The 21,621-nt window shown below is 59.3% G+C and carries 7 protein-coding genes; 5 read left to right on the top strand and 2 right to left on the bottom strand.

Annotation, left to right across the window (positions count from 1 at the left end; genetic code table 11):
- Positions 1 to 23: 23 nt before the first annotated feature.
- Positions 24 to 977 carry a DUF2860 domain-containing protein gene (locus tag ACESMK_RS06900; RefSeq protein WP_372996589.1) on the bottom strand — a complete coding sequence of 318 codons (954 nt, stop codon included), beginning with the start codon at positions 975 to 977 and terminating at the stop codon, positions 24 to 26.
- A 131-nt stretch (positions 978 to 1,108) separates the two neighbouring features.
- Here ACESMK_RS06900 and ACESMK_RS06895 point away from each other — a divergent pair, with 131 nt between their 5' ends.
- The 4 genes from ACESMK_RS06895 (at position 1,109) to ACESMK_RS06880 (ending at position 3,872) form a co-directional block, all read left to right on the top strand.
- Positions 1,109 to 1,912 (top strand): type II CAAX prenyl endopeptidase Rce1 family protein, encoded by an 804-nt coding sequence (locus ACESMK_RS06895; protein ID WP_372996587.1) that lies wholly within the window; start codon positions 1,109 to 1,111, stop codon positions 1,910 to 1,912.
- 47 nt (positions 1,913 to 1,959) lie between these two features.
- Complete coding sequence (locus tag ACESMK_RS06890; RefSeq protein WP_372996585.1) at positions 1,960 to 2,343, top strand: DUF2750 domain-containing protein; 384 nt, start codon at positions 1,960 to 1,962, stop codon at positions 2,341 to 2,343.
- 114 nt (positions 2,344 to 2,457) lie between these two features.
- Positions 2,458 to 2,898: a thioredoxin TrxC gene (gene trxC / locus ACESMK_RS06885; RefSeq protein WP_372996583.1), complete on the top strand. Its 441-nt coding sequence runs from the start codon at positions 2,458 to 2,460 to the stop codon at positions 2,896 to 2,898.
- 257 nt (positions 2,899 to 3,155) lie between these two features.
- Positions 3,156 to 3,872 (top strand): polar amino acid ABC transporter substrate-binding protein, encoded by a 717-nt coding sequence (locus tag ACESMK_RS06880; protein WP_372996581.1) that lies wholly within the window; start codon positions 3,156 to 3,158, stop codon positions 3,870 to 3,872.
- A 202-nt stretch (positions 3,873 to 4,074) separates the two neighbouring features.
- Here ACESMK_RS06880 and ACESMK_RS06875 read toward each other — a convergent pair whose 3' ends face one another.
- Positions 4,075 to 4,959 carry a LytTR family transcriptional regulator DNA-binding domain-containing protein gene (locus ACESMK_RS06875; RefSeq protein ID WP_372996579.1) on the bottom strand — a complete coding sequence of 295 codons (885 nt, stop codon included), beginning with the start codon at positions 4,957 to 4,959 and terminating at the stop codon, positions 4,075 to 4,077.
- Positions 4,960 to 5,205: 246 nt separating this feature from the next.
- Between ACESMK_RS06875 and ACESMK_RS06870 the strand changes: the two genes are divergently transcribed.
- A partial coding sequence (locus tag ACESMK_RS06870) for a leukotoxin LktA family filamentous adhesin (RefSeq protein ID WP_372996578.1) occupies positions 5,206 to 21,621 on the top strand: 16,416 nt, incomplete at its 3' end.

Here is a 21,621-nt window from a genome sequence, read left to right as displayed (position 1 = left end):
TGGCGCTTGAAGGCCATGCCGGATCAGAACTTGTAATTCAGTCCTACTGCGAACAGGTACGAGGATTCATCGTAAAAGGTCAGGTTGGATTGGGTGTCGCCAAAGCCGGCAAACGAAATAAACGACCAATCCTTCCAGCCCATGAATTGCGGGTACTCGTAGGCCGCAAACAGGCCGAGCTCATCATCCGAGCGCTTTTTGTTGAATAGTGTGCTGGCTCTGTCGTAGTCCCTCTGTGTGAAACCTGCGGTCAGTACCAGGTTGTGCCTGCCCAGAATATTGAACCAGCTGACTTCGGCGCCATAGGCATCGAAGCTGCTGGCACTGCCGTCGGCGTCATGTTGAATGTAAACGACAGAGGGTGAGACGAAGCTGGTCGGCGAGAGGGTGAAACGGTAACTGCCCTTGGCGTAGTAACTGTCGGCATCGCGAGCCAGATCGGTTCCTGCGGTCAGATCGTCCTCGACATCCGCCGTCGCAAAGGCAAGGTCCAGGCTAAAGTTCGAGCCGGAAATGCTGTTCAACTGCAGGCGGTAGGCGTTGCCCGAGACGTCTGTTTCTTTCCTCGGCGTGTTGAGCTGATAAGGGTTCTGCCAGGTTTCTCCGGAAATCACCGTGGGCAAAAAGGAAACATCTACCACCGTGCCTGAACTGAGTTTGTGTTTATACCCCAGCTGCACGGCCAGGGTGCCGACGGCAATATCTTCCCGTGTGGTACCAAAGTAAATCTGCTGTTTCAGCCCTTCGCCAAAGGTGTAGGCAACGTTGCCAAGTGGAGCGATCAGGCCCTCTGACTCACTGTCTGCCTTGCTCTCCAGGGAACTGATGGTTGCATCGCCATCGACGTTGAAGTTGGACGTTGAAGAGATGATCCCCGCATTTAGCGAGACTTCACCACTGAATCCCTTTTGAGGCCCCGGTTGCGCGAAGCCGGGCAATGCGATTAGCAGGGTTGGAAGCGCGAGGTACTTTTTCATTTGTAAACCCTGATAATGGAGAAGTGAACCTGTTCGCTATCCTACAGCGACACTTTAAGGTTTTATGTACGCGCAAGCACGGCCCTGCGGTTCAGTCAGGCTTGCCCGTTATACACGAGAGGACAGAATAGTTGGCTAGGCGACCGTTAATAGCGTTCCCCCTGGTTTACCTGGGGTGGGCGTATCTCTTCTGGATGCCGGTGCTGCTTTCAGAATCGTCGGTTTGGGCATTTCCAAACCTGATCTGGTTCTTGATCGGCGGGGCCAGCCCTGTCGTTGCCGGTCTTGGTCTGGCCGCTGTGAACGGTGGAAAAGAGCAGTTGGGAGACTTGTGGCGGCGCCTGACGGACTGGCGTCGAATTCCCGGGCGCTGGTGGTTGATCATCCTGTTTTTCTGGCTCGCTTACGATCTTGCCATGGCCGGCCTGGCCGTGCTTCTGGGCGTTGCTGGCGAGCCCCTTGATACCAACTGGCAGTTGTTTGTTAATCCCGGGCCCTTGCTGTTTTTGTTGGTTCTTTCCTTTGTGTTTCCGGCAGTAGAAGAGGTGGGGTTGCGCGGTTTTTACCTGGAGGCCCTGCAACAGCGTTTCAGTCCGGTCGTGGCTGGCTTGGTGAACGGTGCGGTCTGGGCGCTCTGGCACGCAGCTTTCGTCTTTTTCCCTGGGTATTACGCCAACACCACGTTTCACCCCGAGCTTTACTGGTGGATGCCGATGATCATCTGCCATACATTGTTGATTGTGCTCGTTTATAACCGCACCGGTCGAAGCATTCTGGCGGTGCTGATTTTCCACGCCATGATGAACTTCACCGGTGAGTGGTTGCGAATCTCCCCGGAAATGTATCCCTTCATGCTCTTCGGCAACCTGGCCCTTGCAGCGCTGCTGGTGATGTTTTGGAAAAGCGGCCGCCAGTCTCCGCCGAATACGTGTTAGTCTCGGTCGAATACCCAAAAGCAAGCGACTGGAGTGGCGTACCTGACATGAGCAGTGAAGACCTCAATCAAGTAATCGAAATGGATGGTGAAGAGCGGTACGACTACTTCCTGAGCCAGGTGGCCGAGGAACGGGAAATCTGGATTCTGGTTAACAGCGAGAGCCGGTTCCTCAAGATCGCCTCGGATGATGGCGACGTGGAGTACCTGCCTGTTTGGCCGGCTTCGGCGTTTGCCTCCGAATATGCCAACGGCGGCGATGAACTGACGCCCCGCAGCATTTCATTGCCAGATTTCTTCCGCAAGTGGGTGCCGGGTCTGACCAGAGACGGGCTAGATGTCGGCGTGTTTCCTGGCCTTGATCAAACTGTGTGGATAACCGAGCCGGAAGAGCTCAAACGGGATCTCCAGGACGTAATGTCCGATTTCTAGCGGCGGCTTTTATCGTCGGGTCGGTCTGGCGATAAGGGCGTGACAAGCGCCGCTTGATTTCTCTCCGTCCGCCCTGATCATTTCTACCAGTACTCACACTGAGGGAAATCAATCATGACTGACATCCGACACCTGGTCTGTCCCCACTGTCACAAGGTCAATCGCGTACCTGTTGATAAACTGTCATCCGGTGGAAATTGCGGCGCCTGCAAACAGCCGCTGTGGCCGGATCAGGTGCTGGAACTTACAGATCAGAGTTTCGCTGCCCATACCGGGCGCAGTGATCTGCCGGTGCTGGTGGACTTCTGGGCAAGCTGGTGTGGCCCCTGCAAAATGATGGCGCCCCAGTTTGAGCAGGCCGCGAAAGACTGGCAGGGCAAAGTGCGCTTTGCCAAGCTCAATACCGAACAGGCCCAGGGCCCGGCCAGCCAGTTTGGTATTCGCAGTATCCCTACCATGATCCTGTTCCAGAACGGCCGGGAAGTGGCCCGCCAGAGCGGCGCCATGAATCAGGCACAGATCAGTCAGTGGCTGCAGTCGAAGGGTATTCGCTAGCCTGACAAGGCTGTTTATTCGCTGGCCGGTCATTAAAACGCCACAATTGCTGAGGCCCTGCCATTGCAGGGCTGAAGGCACCTATCCGAGCTGTTCCCACAAAGTTATCCACAGTTTTTGTGGGTAAAGCTGACTTTGCAGCGACATCGACTTTCTCATGGTATGTAGCCAGAATTCGAGCCAAACTGTCTTTAACCAGCAAGGCAGAGTCGGGCAAGCGACGGCCTTGCCCGACTGATCATTTCAGCGAGGACCGAATGAGAATAGGCCTGTTTATCATCATGGCATTCTGGTTCCTTCCAGTTTCTTCCCAAACACTCAAGATTATGGGTTCGGACGAGAGCTTTCTCCCGTTTTATTACGGCAACAGCCTCAACGAGGGCATTTTGGTCGAGGTGATCAATGAGTTCACCATACAGACCGGTATCGCAGCTGATTTCCTCCCGATGGCGCGTAAACGCCAAGCCTGGGCGCTGAAACGAGGACTGGCCAACGCGGTTTTCGCCAACCCGCTATGGATGCCTTTGCCGGACCAAATGCATGCCGTAGGGCCGCTGTTAACCTGGCGTGACCGCGTGTTTGCACAACCTGGCCGACAACCGGACGCCTTCGATGACCTCAAGGGAGGCATCTGTCTTCGCAGATGGTTTGTCTACAGTGATCGACTCGAGCGGCGGATCGGGAGCGATCTGGTTCGCCATGACGCCTACAACGCCCAGCAGATGCTGCTCATGTTTCTGCGCAAAAGGTGCGATTACATCGTCATGAACGAAATGGAGTTCCGTTTTCTGGCACAGTTGGGGGATGTCGATCCGGAGCGTTACAGCACGGAACTGATCGACGGCGAGTGGCCGGTTTATCTTGGAATACTCAAAACCGAGGCGGCTCTGATTGAAGCGGCGGAAGCTTTTTTCGCTACCTACACGATTGACATGGAGGCCATGCTACCCAAGTTGCCGCGGCCGGATCGTTGAAGAGATTGACGGTCGGTTTGCCCATACGCCAGGCATGCAAGCGGTTTTCCAGGCGTCGGACCAGAATGTCCGCTTTGTGATCGAGCTGCATCCAGGGCAGTAACTAAAAAAAAGTGAACACTCGGATCTTTGGATTGTTCGGGCTAGTTTCTGACACCTTTGACCACTACAGCTTAGGATAAAGGCATTATCTAACCCCGCATTAAATGCCCAGATGATGCTTCAGGACATCCCGATAACGTCGCCCCACCGGCAACGGCTCGGGCAGGCCCTTCAGGTACAGCGTCCAGTGTCCGCCAGAGCGACTCAGGCGATCGATTTCACGCAGGTTCACCAGTACCCCGCGATGCACTCGGCAGAATAGCTCCCGAGGCAGACCGGACTCCCAGTACTTGAGGCTGCGGAGCTCCACGGCCTCATGGCCATCGCGGAACCTCAAATAAGAATAGTCTCCGGAGACACGGACGACGAGAAGATCCTCCAGCGCTCTCGCTTCATGAGCCAGGAACCTGCGCAAAACTGCCCGAGGCTCTGTGGGCACGCAAGGCGGGAAATCCATTGAGTCCTCAGCAGTCTGCCCCCGATTTCCATAAAGAGCAACGGTGAGAACCTGCGTGACAGCGCTCAGCAACTCGATATCCGCAGGTGCCCAAGCGCGCTGCTCATGTACGCAATCGAAACCGACCTGTAGCACCAGCCTGCCCTCCCATAGCCCCGGCGCGGCCAGAAGGCTCCGAATACCCTGTCGCTCCCACTCCTTGCGCAGCACACTGGCCGAACGAGGCATTTCCCGCAGATCGTTGATGACGCAGGTGCGCCCTTGCTGCAAATTCTGGTGGAGCCAGTGGCCTAGACTGACCGGTATGCCCTGCAGATCGTGGACAAACTGCGGCACGCCGGGGCGCACCCATTCTTGGACATTCCAGAAATGTGTGAAGGCGTCGTTATAGCGGATGATCCAGACCCGATCCACACAACAAGCTCGACCCAAACGCTCTAGGATCTGATCCACGGCCTGCCGGCGAGGCTTGCTCAGCAGCGCTTCAGTGACCGCGGCCCAGTCAGAATGATGAAAGGTAGAGGGCATGCGCATACCCAAATGATGTTGTTTATCGAGCCGGAATTGTCGTTCATCGAATTAAGATTGTCGACAGGTATCTCTCAAGGTGTAATTCAAACCGACCAGATGGTCGCTTTATCGTTTTAATAATGTGAAAAGTCATCTATTCGATGATGACAGGGGCGTTGGCTGTAATTTTGTTGTGCTGACACGCAGTACCCAAACCTGCCGCCGGGACGCCAGACAGGGTTAACCCAGTAAAGGACTTGCGCCATGAATGTACGCTCCAGGCACCTCCCCGTTCGTCAACAAAAACGGGAGGGCCGGCGGTTTGGCAGGCTTGATTTCCCTTCAGTCAAGCATCCCCTGGCGTCCGCCATTGTGGCGGCGCTTGGCATTGCGCCCGGGGTAAAGGTAGCGGCCAATACCATCGAAATCAGTGGCCGCACGGACACGACTGTGGATGTAAGTGGATCCTTTACGGACATTCGCACAAACACTATCCGGGGTAACAGCGGCTTCAATAGCTTTAACCACTTTCAGGTTGCAGCCGGCAATACCGTCAACCTTCATCTCCCCGCAGAAACGCGCAACCTGATTAACCTGGTTCACGACACCCAGGCGGTGATCGACGGCACACTTAATGGTTTGATGGATGGGAAGATTGGTGGCCACATTGTGTTTGCCGATCCCCACGGAATTGTTGTTGGTGGTCAGGGCGTTCTGAATGTAGGCAGTGTGCTGTTTGCCACCCCGACCCAGGGCTTCATGGATGAACTGATCAATCCCGATGGTGTCATCGGTGATGAGGCAGTCTCTGATTTGCTGGGCGGCAATGCACCGCAATCCGACACCGGCATAATATCGATTGAAGGTACCATCAACAGCGCCTCCACGATTGCCATTTATGGCACGGACGTTGCCGTTAGCGGGTCTCTGCGGGCGGCAACGGACGATGCCAGAGCAGCCCTGTTTGAGGCGACCGTGAATACAGAAGGCCTGAAGGTGGGCACCGACATTGATGTCAGGGATGGCAGCATTGCCATTCTGGGTTCCGGAGATGTTTCGGTAACCGGGCTGGCGGATGCGTCTTCGGCCGAATCCCGTGGCCGGGGTGGCCAGGTTGCCATTGCGGCGGAAGGTAGCGTGACGGTCGGCGCTGACGGAGAGGTACGTGCCGACGGCGCGGTGGACGGCGGCAACGGCGGTCAGATTGATCTTGCCGCCGCTGGCAACATTAACCTGGACGGTGATCTGTCCGCCTCTGGCCGTGGCGCTTTAGGCAATGGCGGTAACGTTACCCTGACCTCACGGCAGGAGATCAACATTACCGCCTCTGCGTCGGTTCGTGCAGCAGGCGCAGATAATGGCGGTGATGGTGGAAACATTGCCATGGAAGCGTTGGGAACCAACACGGTGGACGGCACTGCGCTGCTGGATGCCTCGGCAGGTGCAACAGGAGACGGCGGACGGCTGGAAACTTCCGGCAACAATCTGTCCCTGACCGGCCTGAATGCCGACCTGTCCGGAGAGACCGTCGGGGAATTCATTGTTGGCAACGCCAACGTTGCCCTGGCATCCACCGCCTACTACACCAACGGCGGCGATGTGTTGATTAACGCCGGCGATCAGGTAACCATCGAGGCAGGCGCCACCATTAATACCCGGCGCATCGACAGCACGAAAGAGGCCGTTTCGATAAACCCGGCCAGCGACCTTTCGGACAATCCGGCAGGGTTGGGTGACGCAGCAGCAGCGGATTTGTACACCACCGCATCACAGGGCGATTCCGGCAACGTCACCCTGCAGGCGCCGAACATCACGGTGAAAGGGGAGGCGAAGATCCTGACCTTTGCCACCGATGGCTTTACCGCGGGTGATATCAACCTGCTCTCCGGTGACAACTTCACCTGCAACATCTGTGAATCCCAGAACCCCGGTGAATACTTTACCAGCGCCGGCAATGTTACCAACACGGTGAGGTTTGCCCAGACTGCGGATGTCTCCATCAACGTGGAAGCCGGGGCTGTGCTCGATGCCCGCTATGTTGACCGCGACGGATACAGTGGTCCGGTGGGCGAAGCCGGTGATATCACTCTGGAGGCACGGGCCTCGGATGTGAAATTTGCGGGCGTATCAACCGCCAATGCCGATGTCACAGTGAACGGTGCCCTGCGGGGCGGCAACATTGATGTTTCAGCCATTGCCATCGGTGAAGTGGATTTCGGCTGGTTGTCATCCCTGGACCCTGCGGATCCGACCAGCGCGCTGACGGTTGCCGAGGAAATAGCAGACATTGAGTCTGAAGACATTCAGGGCAATGCCCTCGAGAGTTTTGATGATCCCTGGGATATCACAAACCTGCTGGCGCTGGGTTTCCCGATCACAACGGCGATCGTCAACAGCAATGCGGTGGTCGAGATTGGTGACGGTGCGCTGCTCGACGCCAGCGGCAATGTGAACGTGACGGCGGACGCACAACGCAAGTCGATCGGCGGTACCGGCGGCTTGGCGACCGCTTCGCTGCCTCCGTTCGGGGTTGGTGTCATTTACGGCGAAGTGTCTGGTACCAGCGCCGCGCGGATTTCGGGCAATGCCGAGGTGAACGCGGCCGATCTGGCAGTTGTTGCCGAAAGCCGGAATACCCTTGAGTTAGCCTCCGAGGCGGAGATTGAGCGGGCAAAGCGGGGCAATGCCGGCAACACTGTTGGTGCGTTTTCGCTGGCCATTGGTGTCGCCGCCACCGATACCGAGGCAACGGTAGGCAACAACGTGCAGCTGGCGGCGGAGAACGTTGAAGTGCGCGCCAGCAATCTCGACACGTTTGTCACTGAAGCCAGCAGCTCGGCAGGCAGCACAGCGGCGAACGCGCCGTCTCAGGGTGCGCTTACGCTGGCCATCTCGGCCTGGAACACCAATGCCCATGCTGCGTTCAATGCCAGTATGGCGGACGACGCCGGCCTTAACTCGCTGGATGTGGTTGCAGACAACCTGAGCGATGCCCGGGTCACCAAGGCCGAGGTCCAGAATGGTTTCAATGCCATCGACTACCTGGTCGGCAGTAAGCGCCAGCGGAGCCAGGGCATTAATGCGTTTGTGCAGGGCCAGGTCAGCAGGACTGGCCAGCCGGCCGATCTGAGAATCGCCGCCGCCACCAGCCTGACGTTCAGCCAGCAGAATGCCCGTGCAGAGATCGGCGAGGGTGTGTCTCTGAACGCTGACGGCAACGTGTCGGTGCGCTCCCGGGTGGTCAATCAGGGTGTTCGCAGCATCGCCGATAGCCGTGCGAATTCGCTGTCCGAGAAAGACGGTGCCCGAGTGGCTGGGAGCGTTGCTTTCACCTATGGCGACTATCTCCACTCCAGCCAGGCGATCATTGGCGACGGTGCGGATATCACCGCCCGTAACATCGGCGTAGGCGCGCGCAGTGCCTTACCGATCGACAACGACTACGATGAGATTTTGTCGACCTTCAATCCGGAGGACTGGGACGGCCCTCAGGATTTCTTCGCGGCTATCAATGAGATCGCGCAGCTTTACCTAGACCCAGACGTGGCGGCGCTCGAGAACTTTGGCCTCGCTGATAACCTGCTGACCAGCTACGCCAACGCCTATGCCAACAGCGTCGCACAAACCGGCGACACCTCTACCGCTGCCTATGGCAGCTTCAATGGCACCTTCGCCAGCCACGACACTAAAGCCTGGGTCGGCGAAGGCGCGAAGCTCACCACCACCGGTGTCGATGAAGACTGGTCCAGCGAGTTTGCGGTTCCGTTTGACCCGCCCGAGGGCGAGGATGACCACGACCTGAGTTTTGTTGACGACTGGAACTGGGGCGGTGGCGTGGACATTGATGCCCGTTCTTTCTCTGAAACGGCGGGTGTCACGGGTAACGTATCGTTCCTGACCTGGATTACCGCCCGCAACTCGCCCTCTGGCAACTCCCTCGGTGGTTCAGTTGGCTGGACAGAATTTGCCAGCAGTACCATCGCGGGTATTGGCGATGGTGCGCTCATAACTACTACGGATCTGAATGTTAACGCGAGCACCACGGAGCTGATGTACGTGGTGGCACCGTCTGCGGGTCAGGGTGAAAGCATTGCTGGCAACGGTATTGTCAGTTACGCCAACGTGGATGCGAGCACCCGGGCGAGCATCCACCACGGCGCCAGAGTTGAGGCCAGAGAGGTCAATCTGGGTGCTGATTACAGCGTGAATCTGTGGACCATCGGCGGAGCCGTGGCCATTGCGCCGCCAAGCACCGATGGCTCCAGTTCGTCGAAAACGGCCGTTGGCATCGCTTTCGCCTACAACGATGTTCACAGCGATACTCGCGCTTATATCGGTGACAACAGCGACGACCGGGCGCTGGACGAAGGCGAGGAAGCCGGCTCAACCCCGGCTGATGTGCCGGTTGCAGGCGGTGAAACTGCCGGCCTGGTGGTAGACGACCTGAACGTGGATGCCACCAGCCAGGGCACAGTGGGCGTTATCGCCGCTGCAGGCGCCGTTGCCGTTAACTCGCCAGCCAGCGGTACGCCGCAACCACCGACACCCTCTCCGTCAGCCACCGCGACCAGAGCCCAGAATGGCAGCTTCACGGCAGCGCTTTCCGAGGCTGGCAGAGCGTTCGGTGCAGCCGCAGGTGGTCAGCCCGGCAGTAGCATTGCCGGGGCCGGGTCCGTCACCCTGAACATGGCGCAGATGGACACCATAGCCGAGGTACGGGATACCTCGCTGATCAGCGGCCGTGATAATGCCGCCAGCAACGTTAACGTACGGGCGATTGGTGATGTAGATCAGATCAGCGCAGCCGGTGCCGCGGCCATTGCAATTGCCGGTGGTAACGGCAGTGCTGCTGCCGTGGCAGCATCAGCTGCTTTTAACGATATAGATAATGAAGTCCGTGCCGGGCTTTACGGTGTGGATGGTCAGGTCAACCTGCTGGATATTCTGGCTGCGGGTTCCGGCGACATTCTGTCGATCGGGCTGGCCATGTCCGCCAGTTCCTCATCGAGTGGCGGCGTCAGCGGCGCGGGTTCGTTGTCGGTGGCTTCTGTTTCATCCGATTTCGATGCGGAGATCGAGGGCAGTGATCTGCAAGGCCAGGGTGATGACAGCAACGCCACTGTCACCGGTTATGACCGTTCCAGAATCCTAACCGGCGGGGGCTCGCTGGCTCTGAACCTGGGTTCAGGCTCTGGTGGCAGCGTTGGCCTGGCCGCCACTTACGGCAGGATTGATAACGACGTCAGTGCCATGATCCGCGGCAGCAGCCTGACCGGGTTTGATGAGGTAGGCGTGAGCGCCCTGGGCGCCGCACGCATCCTGGGTGGCGCCTTTGGCGGCAGCGTTGCGACGGGCAGCGCTGCTTCCGGGGCCGGTTCGGTCTACATTCTCACCGTCGACAGCGACCTGGAAGCCGGAATCACGGGGATGTATGGCACGGAAGACCACGACGGTGATTCTGAAACGCCGGAAGTGGTGGATTATGACGAGTTGCTTGCAACGTCTACGGTCGACGCCTCAGGTGACGTGACGGTCACTGCTCGCAGCGACTCCGGAACTGCGGTACCGGAAAACCTTTTCCGCATGGATACCGCCGGTTCGGCGGACGATTTCAATGGCAGCGCGCTGTTGGGGCTTGATGAGAATCAGACCGGCTTGAGCCTGGACGCCGAGGGCCTGGCATCCGGCGAAGTAGTCCTGGGTTTCGCCGGTTCGTTCAGCGTCAGTGGCGGCAATGCGGCGGCCGGTGCCTCGATTGGTTTCACCGACCTGCGCGGCAGTTATGTGGCGGAAATTCGCGATGCGGACGTGACGGCCACCGACGGCGACGTGGACGTGTCGGCCCGCAATTCACGGCAGGCCATTGGTGTGGCGGCCGGTGCCAGCGTCTCTGGCGGCAACGGCGTGTCGGCCATGGGCTCTGGCGCGATCACGCTTAGCAGCACGGAGGTCGCCGCCCGGGTGCTGGGGCAGAGCTCCCTGGAGGCTGATAACGTGTCCGTGAGTGCGGCGGGCGATGGCAACTTCTTCTCTTTGGCGGGCAACGTGGCCGTGAGTGCGGGCGGTCAGGCGGCGGTTGGCGCTTCGGCCAGTTACAACGAAATTGGCGGCACCGTTTCTGCCGAACTGGGCGGCAACACCGTCGTCACCGACGGCGGCGTGCTCAGTGATAAAGGCAGAGTGTCTGTCACGGCTGATCAAGACGCGGACATTGCCTCTATCGCGGTAGCGGGTTCGGTCGCGGCAGACCAGGAAGGTGTCGCGCTTGCCGGTTCCGCAAGTGTCAACATCATGACCCTGGGCACAAGTGCTCTGATCAATACCGGCCAGGTGACGGCTGGCGATGTGGCAGCAATGGTGCGCACGGGTACCGAAGACAACCGTGCGAGTATTTGGTCGCTGGCCGGTGCTGTAACGGCCAGTGGTGCCGCGGGTGTCGGGTTGGCATCGGCCACCAATACCATCACCGGCGCCTACGATGCAGGGGTTGAGGGCACAGAGTTTCTTCAAACTGATACGCTGGCGGTTAACACCAGTGGTCACTCGGAGATCAAAACGCTGGGTGCGTCTGCCGGTGGTGCTGCTGGGCTTTCGCTAGGTATTTCAAATGCCAACAGTTTTATCAATAACTCGGTCAGTGCGCGAGTTGAAGACGCCCGGCTGACTAATGAAGCTGCAGGCGTTTTTGTCACATCGGCCGATAACAGCACGATTGACAGCCTTGCAGGCGCCATCCAGGGCGGCGCGTCAGCCGTTGGCGCAGCCGTGGCAGTCAACCGGATTGGTAATGATATCGAAGCGTCTGTTCAGGGCGGGCAGCTCAACGTTGCTGATCTGCGGGTTCAGGCGCAATCAGATGCCCGGATTGGCACGGTTTCGGCGGGCCTCTCGGTAGGCAGTACGGATGGATTGAGCGGCTCTGTGTCGGTGAACCTGCTCAACACCAACACTCTGGCTGAGATTGCCGGTGGCGCCCAGGTGGTGGCCCAGAATAATGTGGGTGTGCTGGCGGGCAACAATGACGTTCTGGAAGTGTTTGCCGGTGCCGCTGGGGTAAGTTCTGGCAACTTTGGCGGCGGCGCGTCGCTGGTTGTGAATCATATGCTGGCCAACACTGAGGCGTTGATCGCCGGGCCGGACACGTCGGTCAGTGCCCTGGCGCTGGGTGACCCGAACGGTCTTGAGGTGGCCGACGGCCGCCTGGCCGAGAAGCCAGAACTGCTGGCCCTGGAGGAGCTTGCCGATCTGACCGCCACTGACCTCAATGGCAGTTCCCATAAGGTCCGCGGTGTTGCGGTCAATGCCCAGTCTTTACAGAGCGTGTCTACGCTGGCGGTAACCGCTGGGTTCAGTTCCGGCACCGGTGCCGGCGCGGCCACGGGTACCACCAATATCGTCGGTGGTAGTACACGAGCCGGCGTCTCCAGTGCAGCAATTAATGCCGAAACCGGTGCCGATGCCGCCCAGAAACTGGATGTGCGCGCATCCAGCCATGCCTATACCAGCAACATGGGACTGGGTATCGCCGGCAGTGGTGGCGGTGCCGGTACTGGCGTGCTGGTGGCGGATATTGTGAACCGCCAGACCGAAGCGTTCCTGAGTGATGCTGACGCAAGTGCAGCCGGTGATGTCACCGTCGACGCCTATACCGGCATCGGTTCAACGGTGCTGTCTGCCGGCGCAGCTGGCGGTGCGGGTGGGGTTGCCGCCGGCAGCGGTACCTTCGCACTTCACGATGCCACCACGCTCGCTTACTTGGATAGCGGTGTTTCGGTGGCCGCTGGCGGGCTGAGTGTAAACGCAGAGTCTGACAACCAACTGCTGCTGGCAGCCGGTGCTGTCAGCGGTGCCGGTACGGTTGCTGTCGCGGGGGCTATGAACCTGGCGATCAGCTCTTTGACCACCGAAGCGTCTATTGATGGCGGTACGCGGGGCAGCAGCGGTGCCGGCGAGCGCAGCGCGATTGACGTCAGCGGTGAAACTACAGTTGAGGCCCGTACCGGCAGCAAGATCGATACGGTTGCAGTGGGCGCCTCAGGCGCTGGCGCCGTGGGTGTGGCCGGCAGTGTGGCGGCCACCGTCGGAGAGAACAGAACCATTGCCCGTGTCAGGGATGCCGATGTGGGTAATGCGGGTACCACCGGAGCAATCCGGGTGGCCGCCGAAGACAATATCGATGTGAACAGCCTGGCCGGTGCTCTGGGTATCGGCGCTTCTGCTGCCGGGATTGGCGTGGGTGCAGGTGGTAACGTGTCTGTTGTGCATTCCACCGTTGCCGCTTCCGTCGAGAACAGCCGTCTCGAAACAACGGGCGATGTTGCAGTCGATGCGCTGAGCAACACCACCGTCGACTCCGTCAGCGTGGCTGCGGGGGCTGGTGGCACCGTCGGTATTTCCGGTGCGCTTTCGGTCACCTTTATTGGTAATGGCGACCGGGGTGATGCCAACCAGGAATTGAACAAAGACGACGCGGGTACCCTGAATGAGCTGAACGTTCTTGCCAATGCAGATCGCGATGCCGCGGCGTCAGAGTTCCTGGCGGCTGGCGAGTCTGAGGCGATCTCGGCCAATGCAATCTATGACGTTTATGCCGGCACTGATGCCGCACTGGCGGATACCACAACCGCAAGGGTTGACGACTCGGCGATTCGGGCTCGGGATGTTTCGGTAACCGCAACGGATAAAACCGGCATTCTGACGACTGCAGGAGCCGCCGGTGCCGGCGGGATTGGCGCTGGCGGTGCCGTTGTTATTGATCGGGCGTTCAACACGGTTATCGCCGAAGTGACCGGCGCTTCGACCCTTGATCTGCGGGGTAATCTTGCGGTCGAGGCTCACGCGCTGGCCAGTGACGACTACGACCATGCCCTGTGGTCCACGGCGGTCGCCGGTGGCGCGGGGCTGGTGGGCCTTGGGGCCTCGGTGGTTGACAGCCGTATCGACAACCTGGTGCACGCAAGGGTTTCTGGAACGGTTTCCCGCAGTGCGGGTGGCGCTACGAATTCAACCGTGGCGGTCAAAGCCGAAGACGCCACATCCGTCGAGGTGGATGCCGTTGGCGCGACAGCCGGCGCGGCGGCTGTCGGGGTGGTGGTGGCGACCGGCAGCAAGGAAAGTGATGTCGACGCCAGGATCGAAAACGGCACATACGATGACCGCTTTGGTACCCGGGTAGAGGCGCTGTCTTCCGGGGCGGTGGATGTCCATGCCATCGCAGCGGCCGGCGGCCTTGCAGCCGCCGGTTCGGGCGTGAATTCAACCGCTCTGGACAGCACCAGCGTTCACGCCGGAGTTTACAACAGCAAGCTGCAGGTTCAGGGCGCCGGGCTGGAGGTGATTGCCGGCGCCACCACCGATACCACCGCGTATTCACAGGGCGTCAACTTTGCCGGCGGCCTGTCTATCGGGGCGTCCATTGCCAACGCGCAGACCAGCGCGGATGTGGGCTCCACCGTGGATGGTGACAGCGTTGTTGACGGTATCGGCGGCGTGTCGGTCAACGCCAGTGTTGATAAAACCAGTAGCAGTGCCAACAGCGCGGAAGCCATTGCCGAGGGCTCGTCCGGCGGTATTGGTGTTGGCAACAGCGCCACTGAAGCCAACGCCATTGGCTCGTCCGATGTGGCGGCGGTTCTGGATGCGACGGTGTCTGTGTTTGGCAACGTTGAGGTCAGCGCGGCCAATACCAGTGGGCAGTACGCCAAAGCCGATGGCTTCGCGGTGGGGCTTGCCGGGTCTATCGGCACCAACAAAGCCAGTGCGACGGCCGATGGCACCACCACAGCACGTTTTGGCGGTGCTCTTGATTTTCCCGTCCGCAATAACCTGACGATCCTGGCTGACAGCGAAACTCGCAACCGTATTGATGCCGAAGCCGGAAGCGGCGGTCTGATTGCGGGTGCGTCCACCACAGCCAATACCAGCGACACCAGCACAACGACGGCTGAGTTGGCTAACCGTGGTCTTGCCATACTGAACCGGCTGGCCATCAATGCCAGCCACACGTCTGACTTCAACGCCCAGGTCAGTACGGTTCAGGCATCAGCCCTGGGCGCCAGTGGCGGAACCTCCTTCCACGATTTGGAAGCGACAGCGGAGGCAATTGTTGCCGATGGTGCCCGGGTAGACGCTCGGAACATCGATATCGACAGCCGGGCTGAGGCAAAGAAAACCGGTGATGGCTACAACCTCACAACCGGGTCTGGCGGCATAGCCAACGCAGCAGCAGCCACGGTTACCACCAACGTAACACTGAACAGTCTGGTCAACATTGGCACCAACGCCGCCCTGGATGTCACAGGCGACTGGCGCGCGCCCGGTGAATTCCAGGTTGATGCTGAAACGGCCTTTGACATCGATGACCGACTGTTGATCGATGCCGGCGCGGTGTTGCCCAATGGTCGCGGTGAAGCCTATGCCACGCTGATTTCTGTGGCCGATGTGTCAGTTGGTGAAGGTGCCCATCTGACCTCCGTAGGTGAGCTGGCCATGGGTGCGCGTACCGACGCGCGGGCCGACATTGGTGTCAGCGTCAAGACCTACGGCTTCTCGGGCGCTGCATCAGGCCTTACTGATCTTGATATGACAGCGGATAACACGGTCACCATCGGTTCGGGTTCATTCCTGAAGGGGTACGGCGACGTCACGCTCAACGCCGGTATGAGTTCCGAGGGCGTAGACGGGCGTTATGAGCTCACCGGCCGCACCGACCTGTGGAACAACACCGCGCTTGCGATGAATAATCCTCCGGTCGCGAGTACTGAACTGGAAAACCGTTCCCGGGTAACCATTGAAAGCGGCAGTGTGGTAGAAGGCGTTCGCGACATCATCCTGAATGCGCGCCCAGGGCGCCAGGATCTGGTTGGCCGGGGCACCGGCACCGATCTGGCAACTCAGGCCGTCGAGGGTATCATCAACGGTATCAGTGATCTGGTGGGCGGTGAGGAGATTTCCCTCCAGACGGTGACCGGGGTGAGTGAAGCAACCTCGGATGAAGTGGTTACGGTCAACGGTACCCTCAGGGCGGGCGTTCACAACCGCGAGCGCCTTGATCTGGGCTACACCATCGAAGACGACAAAATTGTCATCGTTGAAAACGAGCGCACTAATGGCATCAATTACCGCATCGTGGAGGGCTCTTACAACCAGACTATCCAGGACCGGATTGACGAACTCGCCGCCATGCAGGCGGAGTACGCAGCCTCACCCACCGAAAGGGCAGCCTTTCAGTCTGAGATCAATCTGCTGAGGGAAGCCCTGGCGGACTTCTATGTGGAAGAGCTCGGTTACGACCGGGAGAAAATCTTCAATAATGGCCGGTTGATCGCGCCGCAAGACCTGCCCATCCAGATTGTCGAGGTTGACCCGGTGATTGCCCGCGGCGGCAACATCAAGGTGACGGGTGACGCGCTGGTTGGTTCGGGCTCACTGAACGCCCCCGGCGATGCCACGATTGAGATCCAGAACAGCAGCCCGGCCTTCCTGCGCCTCAATGGTCTGGAAATCCCGAACGACTCCACCGGTGACATCACATTCAACGACTCGCTGGTCGAAACCAACGCGGACCTTGCCTCGCTGAATACCGGCGACCATGGCAGCGCGGCGTTCGGCCAGTTCATCAGTGGCGCGAATTCGGATGCGCCGTCGATTACGGTGAATAACACCTTCAACCCGTCAGATGTGGATCTGCCAAACACCTCGGAAACCGGGGATGCTCTGTTCAATGGCCTTCTTCCCACCGATATTTTTGTGCAAGGGGACATCCTGAATCTCGGAGGCAGCATTGAGCTGGAGAGCACTCAGGGCAGTCTGTATATCCAGGGTGATATCAGGGGTGATTCCCTCGACATCGGCGCTGGCGCCAACATTCTGTTGAGCTATGTGGACAGTTTCCGGCACGTGGGCAACGACCCTCGCGGTGCCGATTTTAATGCGGCCGGCTATGACCCAGGGACCTTCATTGCGGGGAATAATCTGGTAGCCAGCGCGCGTTACCTGAACATCAATGGCACCATCCAGTCGGGCATCGCAGACTGGTCGGTGGTGATTGATGAGGCTGCGTTGGGCTTGATTGACAGTAATCGCCCGGCCAACCCCGTTGCGGGTGAATGGGTACGCATTACCGATTCCGACCCGAGCGAAGGCATCATCGGCTTCCGCTACGACTACGCCAACGAACGCATCGTACTGGACGAAGTGGATGTGGCGGGCGGTTACATGGAACTCACTGGTGAGATCATGAGCACCGGTGGCGGTGAGATCCGGGTGATGGATGGTTATGGCCGGGTGAATATCCAGAACACCACCGGCCGGGACCTGCGCCTGGCAGACATCAGCCTGGGTAACGACATCGAGGGTGTGCTGCGGATCAATGACACCGATGCTGAGGGCGGCGAGACCGTCGTCAACAGCACCATCTACACCCGCCTGGGCGACGATGTTCAGATCTACAAAGGTAAGTATGACCAGATAGCCCGGACAGAGGCGTTCCTCAATGAGACGCTCAGCAATACCCGGCAGGCAAGCTACTCGCCGTCTGAAGGACTGGATTACGTCTGGCTTGAGGGTCAGAAGACCTCACAAAAGCGAGTCATAACCAAGTACTGGGACACCATCATTGGATTCATTGATGGCGGCGAAGCGACCAGCACTACCATCGGGGATTGGGTAGATCAGGGCAGCGCCACGCCGATGGATGGCGCCGAATACGTTGACTTCAATGTGGCGGAACTTGACGGTGAACCGTTTGAAACCGGCGAAAACCCGATCACTGGCGACCGTAGCACCTGGACAGAGTGTGTTACCCGGGTTCTGATCTGCATAACGGAACGTTATTACGAGGAGTACACCGAAACCAAGGGCGGGTTCAGTATTTCGAGGAACGTGGTCGATGCGGACCACGACATTGCCATCACCTTCAGTGGTTACGACAGCGGCAGTCTTTCTGTTAGCACCAATTCGGATCTGACCCTGGCCGGTGAGCTCAACAACGCCGACGGCGTTACTCGCCTGGCTGCCAGCAATGGCAGCATCAACGCGGTCAGCTCGGACGTGGTCATAGATGCCGACCGTCTCGAGCTTGATGCGTTCACCGGGATTGGAAACGAGGGCACGCTGGCGATTGATGTCGGGGCAGGCGGCCTTAACGCCATCACCGCCATCGGGGATGTCAACCTGGATGCCATCCGTGGTGATCTCCTGGTGGACAGGGTCGACAGCAATAACGATGTGTTGCTCTCAGCTCAGGGCAACCTGGTCGGTCTTGGGCCTGACTCTCTGGTGCGGGGCAACAACCTGACGTTCACCGCACGGGCGGGTTCGATTGGCGCCGTCGGCAGTGCATTTAACATTAACAGTAACCGGACCCGGTTCCGCGACGGCACTGTGACGGCTGCGGCACAGGGCGACATTACGCTGAACGAGACGATTGGCGATCTCCGCGTGGTTGAGATTGCAGCGGGTGGAGATGTCAGCATCTCCGTTGCCGACGGTGATCTCGTTGATGCCAACACCAATGATGTCCGCGACGAGCGCCGGGCTGATGAATTGCTGGACGTCTGGAACAACGCCAACCTTCTGGGTGCAGGCGCGGAGGCGTCGCTCGAGCAGCAAAAAGAAGCGCTGCAGAACGCCGGCCAGGCTCGCTATGAGCGTTACTGGCAGTTGCGCCTGAGCCGGGATGAGGCGGGCAATCTGGTGGTCGCGGATTATGATCCGGACTATCGGTACACCCTGGACAGCTCTGAGCGTGCCTTCCTGGTGAACGACAGTGGCTGGACAGACACTCAGTTGGCCGATTACGAGGCGGGTCAGAGCCAGGCCTACCACGACCTTCACGAAGAGTTCGGTGGCGCGGCCTACGATGAAACCTTTGTTTACGAAGTCGATGCGGATGTGTTGACGGAAGTCGCCGATGGCGCCATCTGGACCGAAAGTCAGCTTCGCAACAGCGTATCCCGGGCCCTGATTGAAAAAGACGCCGGTGGATCGGTGGTCAACGAAGACGCCAACATTATCGGCCAGAACGTGACCCTGAGTGCCGCTAACATCGGCCGGACCCTGGCGGACGATGTGGTCATTGATGTGACCGATGGCCTCGACGGTATCAGCGAAGACGATTTGCTGGCGCTGGCGTCGGCGGAGTTCGATGACGTCATCTTTGATTTGGACAACCCCAAGCTGATTCGTGTGATTCAGCGCGAAGACCTGGATATTCAGGCCAGCGGAACCATCACGGCCACCGCGGATGAGGACATCTTCCTCGGCGGCGAAACCGACTTTAACCTGTATAACGTTGATGGCGGCTCCGTCCGGATTGCCACCGATGGCGCCATTACCACCGCTCGGCCGGGCCAGACCGTGGTCAGCGGCCGCGATGTCGTCCTGGAGTCCGCCACCGGTAATGTTGGTTCTGCGGCCGCACCCATCCAGACCGCGATCACCGGTGACCTCAGTGCCCGGGCGGCGAAGGCTCTGCACCTGGACCAACAGGGCAACCTGAGCCTGGGACGGGCCTTTGCCGGAGATAGCATCTGGTTGTCCGTTGCGGACGGCAACCTGGTCGGTGCCTTCGATGACACGGGTATCAATGTGATCCAGGGCGGGGCAGTGAACCTGAACGTGGATGGCAACATTGGTTCCTACACGCGCAGCCTGAATGTCTTGACCGGCGCGGGAGAGACTCTGAACCTGCAGGCCGGGGGCGACGTTTGGCTGGGGGTCGAGGCCAACGACCTGTTGATTGGGCAGGCGGAATCGGCTGGGGCCATGGCATTAACCGCCACCACCATCCAGGGTGATGGACCGGACCATCGGTTCACCAGCGGTGGCCAGCTGAGGCTGACCGCGGTTGGTGATATCGGCAGTATTGATGAGCGCCTGAATATTGCATCCGCTGAGCCTTATGTGCTTAGCGAGACTGGCTCGCTGTATTTGTCTTTCCTGAACACGGTGACCGGCGGTGGATTGGCCTCGCGGGAGGGTATCATCCGTTTCGACAGTCTGACGGACGTGACGCTCGACCTTGTGTTGGCAACCGACGGTGATATTGCCGGCACCTTTGGCGGCAATGGGGCCCTCGGCATTGTCGAGACCCGGACCTTCCTTGATCTGGCAGGTGGCGGCAACCTGGCCGTGAGCAATGCGAACGCCGGTACGGTGATCAACCTGGCTGCCAATGGCAATGTCACGGTGAGGGAGGCTACCTCCGAAAACGATCTGGTGGTGAATGCCGGCCAGAACGCTGAATTGCATCGGGTTGAGTCTGTCAGCGGCAATGTCATTGTGGATGCCGCAGATGCGGCGGTGGAATTTGCCAACGCCGATAGCGCTGACGCCGAGATTCGCATCCGCACCAGAGGTACCCAGACACATGGCCAGAAGGATCCTGCGGCCGAGGGTTACCTTAGCGCGGACGGCCGGGTGGAGCTTGTCTCCGACGGCGACATCAGTTTCCGGCAGGCCCTAGTCGGAAAGGACAGCAACACGGTTGACCTGGGTGGTGACATATTCCTTGAATCCGCGAACGGTAATATCACCGGCAATCTGGTTCGGGCCAGCCGTGACGTGATTACCCGGGCTTTGCGCGGCGAACTGTTCCTGGATCGCATTGACGCCGGCCGGGGTTACACAATCAGCGCGGGACGGGACATCAATATCGCCCTTGGGGGAAGTTTTGATTCCCGCCAGGGGTCTATCGAGGCAGGGAGGAGTATTTCCCTGGCGACGCTCGGGGTCGATGGCTCGGGCGGCGACATTCTGCTTGGTGGTCTGCTCGCCAGAGAGGGAACCGTCAACCTGGATGCCGCGGGCGATATCCGTGTTGAGGTATATGACGGCGGATCCGGAGCCACGTCAGGACGCATCGATGCAGGCCAGGACATCATTGCCAAAGCGGGTGGGAGTATCACGCTCGGCAATGGCCTGAATGCCGGTGCTGATATTGTTCTGGATACTGCGGATGAACTGGACATCGGCGGTGCCATCACGGCAGGGAATGACCTTGACGCTGCCGCCGGTAGAGGCCTCTCAATAGCTGACGGCATGGCTGTGGGCGGCTCCGCCACCCTGACGGCCGGTGAATCCCTGGAGGTGGCAGGCGGCGTAACCGTTGGTGGGCAGATGAACGCCACTGCGGGTCGCAATATCACTCTTGAGAGCACCCTGGACGCCGGTGGGGCGGTTCAGGCAAGAGCCGGTGAGAGTATTGCGATGCTGGATCTGGTGTCTGCTGGGACAGGAGTCAATCTCGATGCCGCGGAAAGTGTCCGGGTCAATGTCATCCAGTCTGGCGGTGATCAGAACGTGAGTGCTGGTGTCGACATTGAGTTCGAGCGATTGGCTGCTGGTGAACAGCTGCTGTTATCTGCCGGAGGCAATATCACGGGCGGACGACTGGAATCGGCTGAGGATGCGGATGCTACTGCGGACGCTGGAATAGCGATCACTGACGGCATGGCTGTGGGCGGCTCCGCCGCTCTGACGGCCGGCGAATCCCTGGAGGTGGCAGGCGGCGTAACCGTTGGTGGGCAGATGAACGCCACTGCGGGTCGCAATATCACGCTTGAGAGCACCCTCGACGCGGGTGGGGCGGTTCAGGCAAGAGCCGGTGAGAGTATTGCGATGCTGGATCTGGTGTCTGCTGGGACAGGAGTCAATCTCGATGCCGCGGAAAGTGTCCGG

This window comes from Marinobacter sp., assembly GCF_041687235.1.
Lineage (GTDB): Bacteria > Pseudomonadota > Gammaproteobacteria > Pseudomonadales > Oleiphilaceae > Marinobacter.
Note: the sequence above shows the minus strand (reverse complement) of the source record. Positions and strands in the feature narration are given on the sequence as shown.

Excerpts from the sequence above, each read along its gene's own strand:
- ACESMK_RS06900 (WP_372996589.1), bottom strand. The coding sequence starts at position 977 with ATGAAAAAGTACCTCGCGCTTCCAACCCTGCTAATCGCATTGCCCGGC.
- ACESMK_RS06890 (WP_372996585.1), top strand. The coding sequence starts at position 1,960 with ATGAGCAGTGAAGACCTCAATCAAGTAATCGAAATGGATGGTGAAGAG.
- trxC (WP_372996583.1), top strand. The coding sequence starts at position 2,458 with ATGACTGACATCCGACACCTGGTCTGTCCCCACTGTCACAAGGTCAAT.
- ACESMK_RS06880 (WP_372996581.1), top strand. The coding sequence starts at position 3,156 with ATGAGAATAGGCCTGTTTATCATCATGGCATTCTGGTTCCTTCCAGTT.
- ACESMK_RS06875 (WP_372996579.1), bottom strand. The coding sequence starts at position 4,959 with ATGCCCTCTACCTTTCATCATTCTGACTGGGCCGCGGTCACTGAAGCG.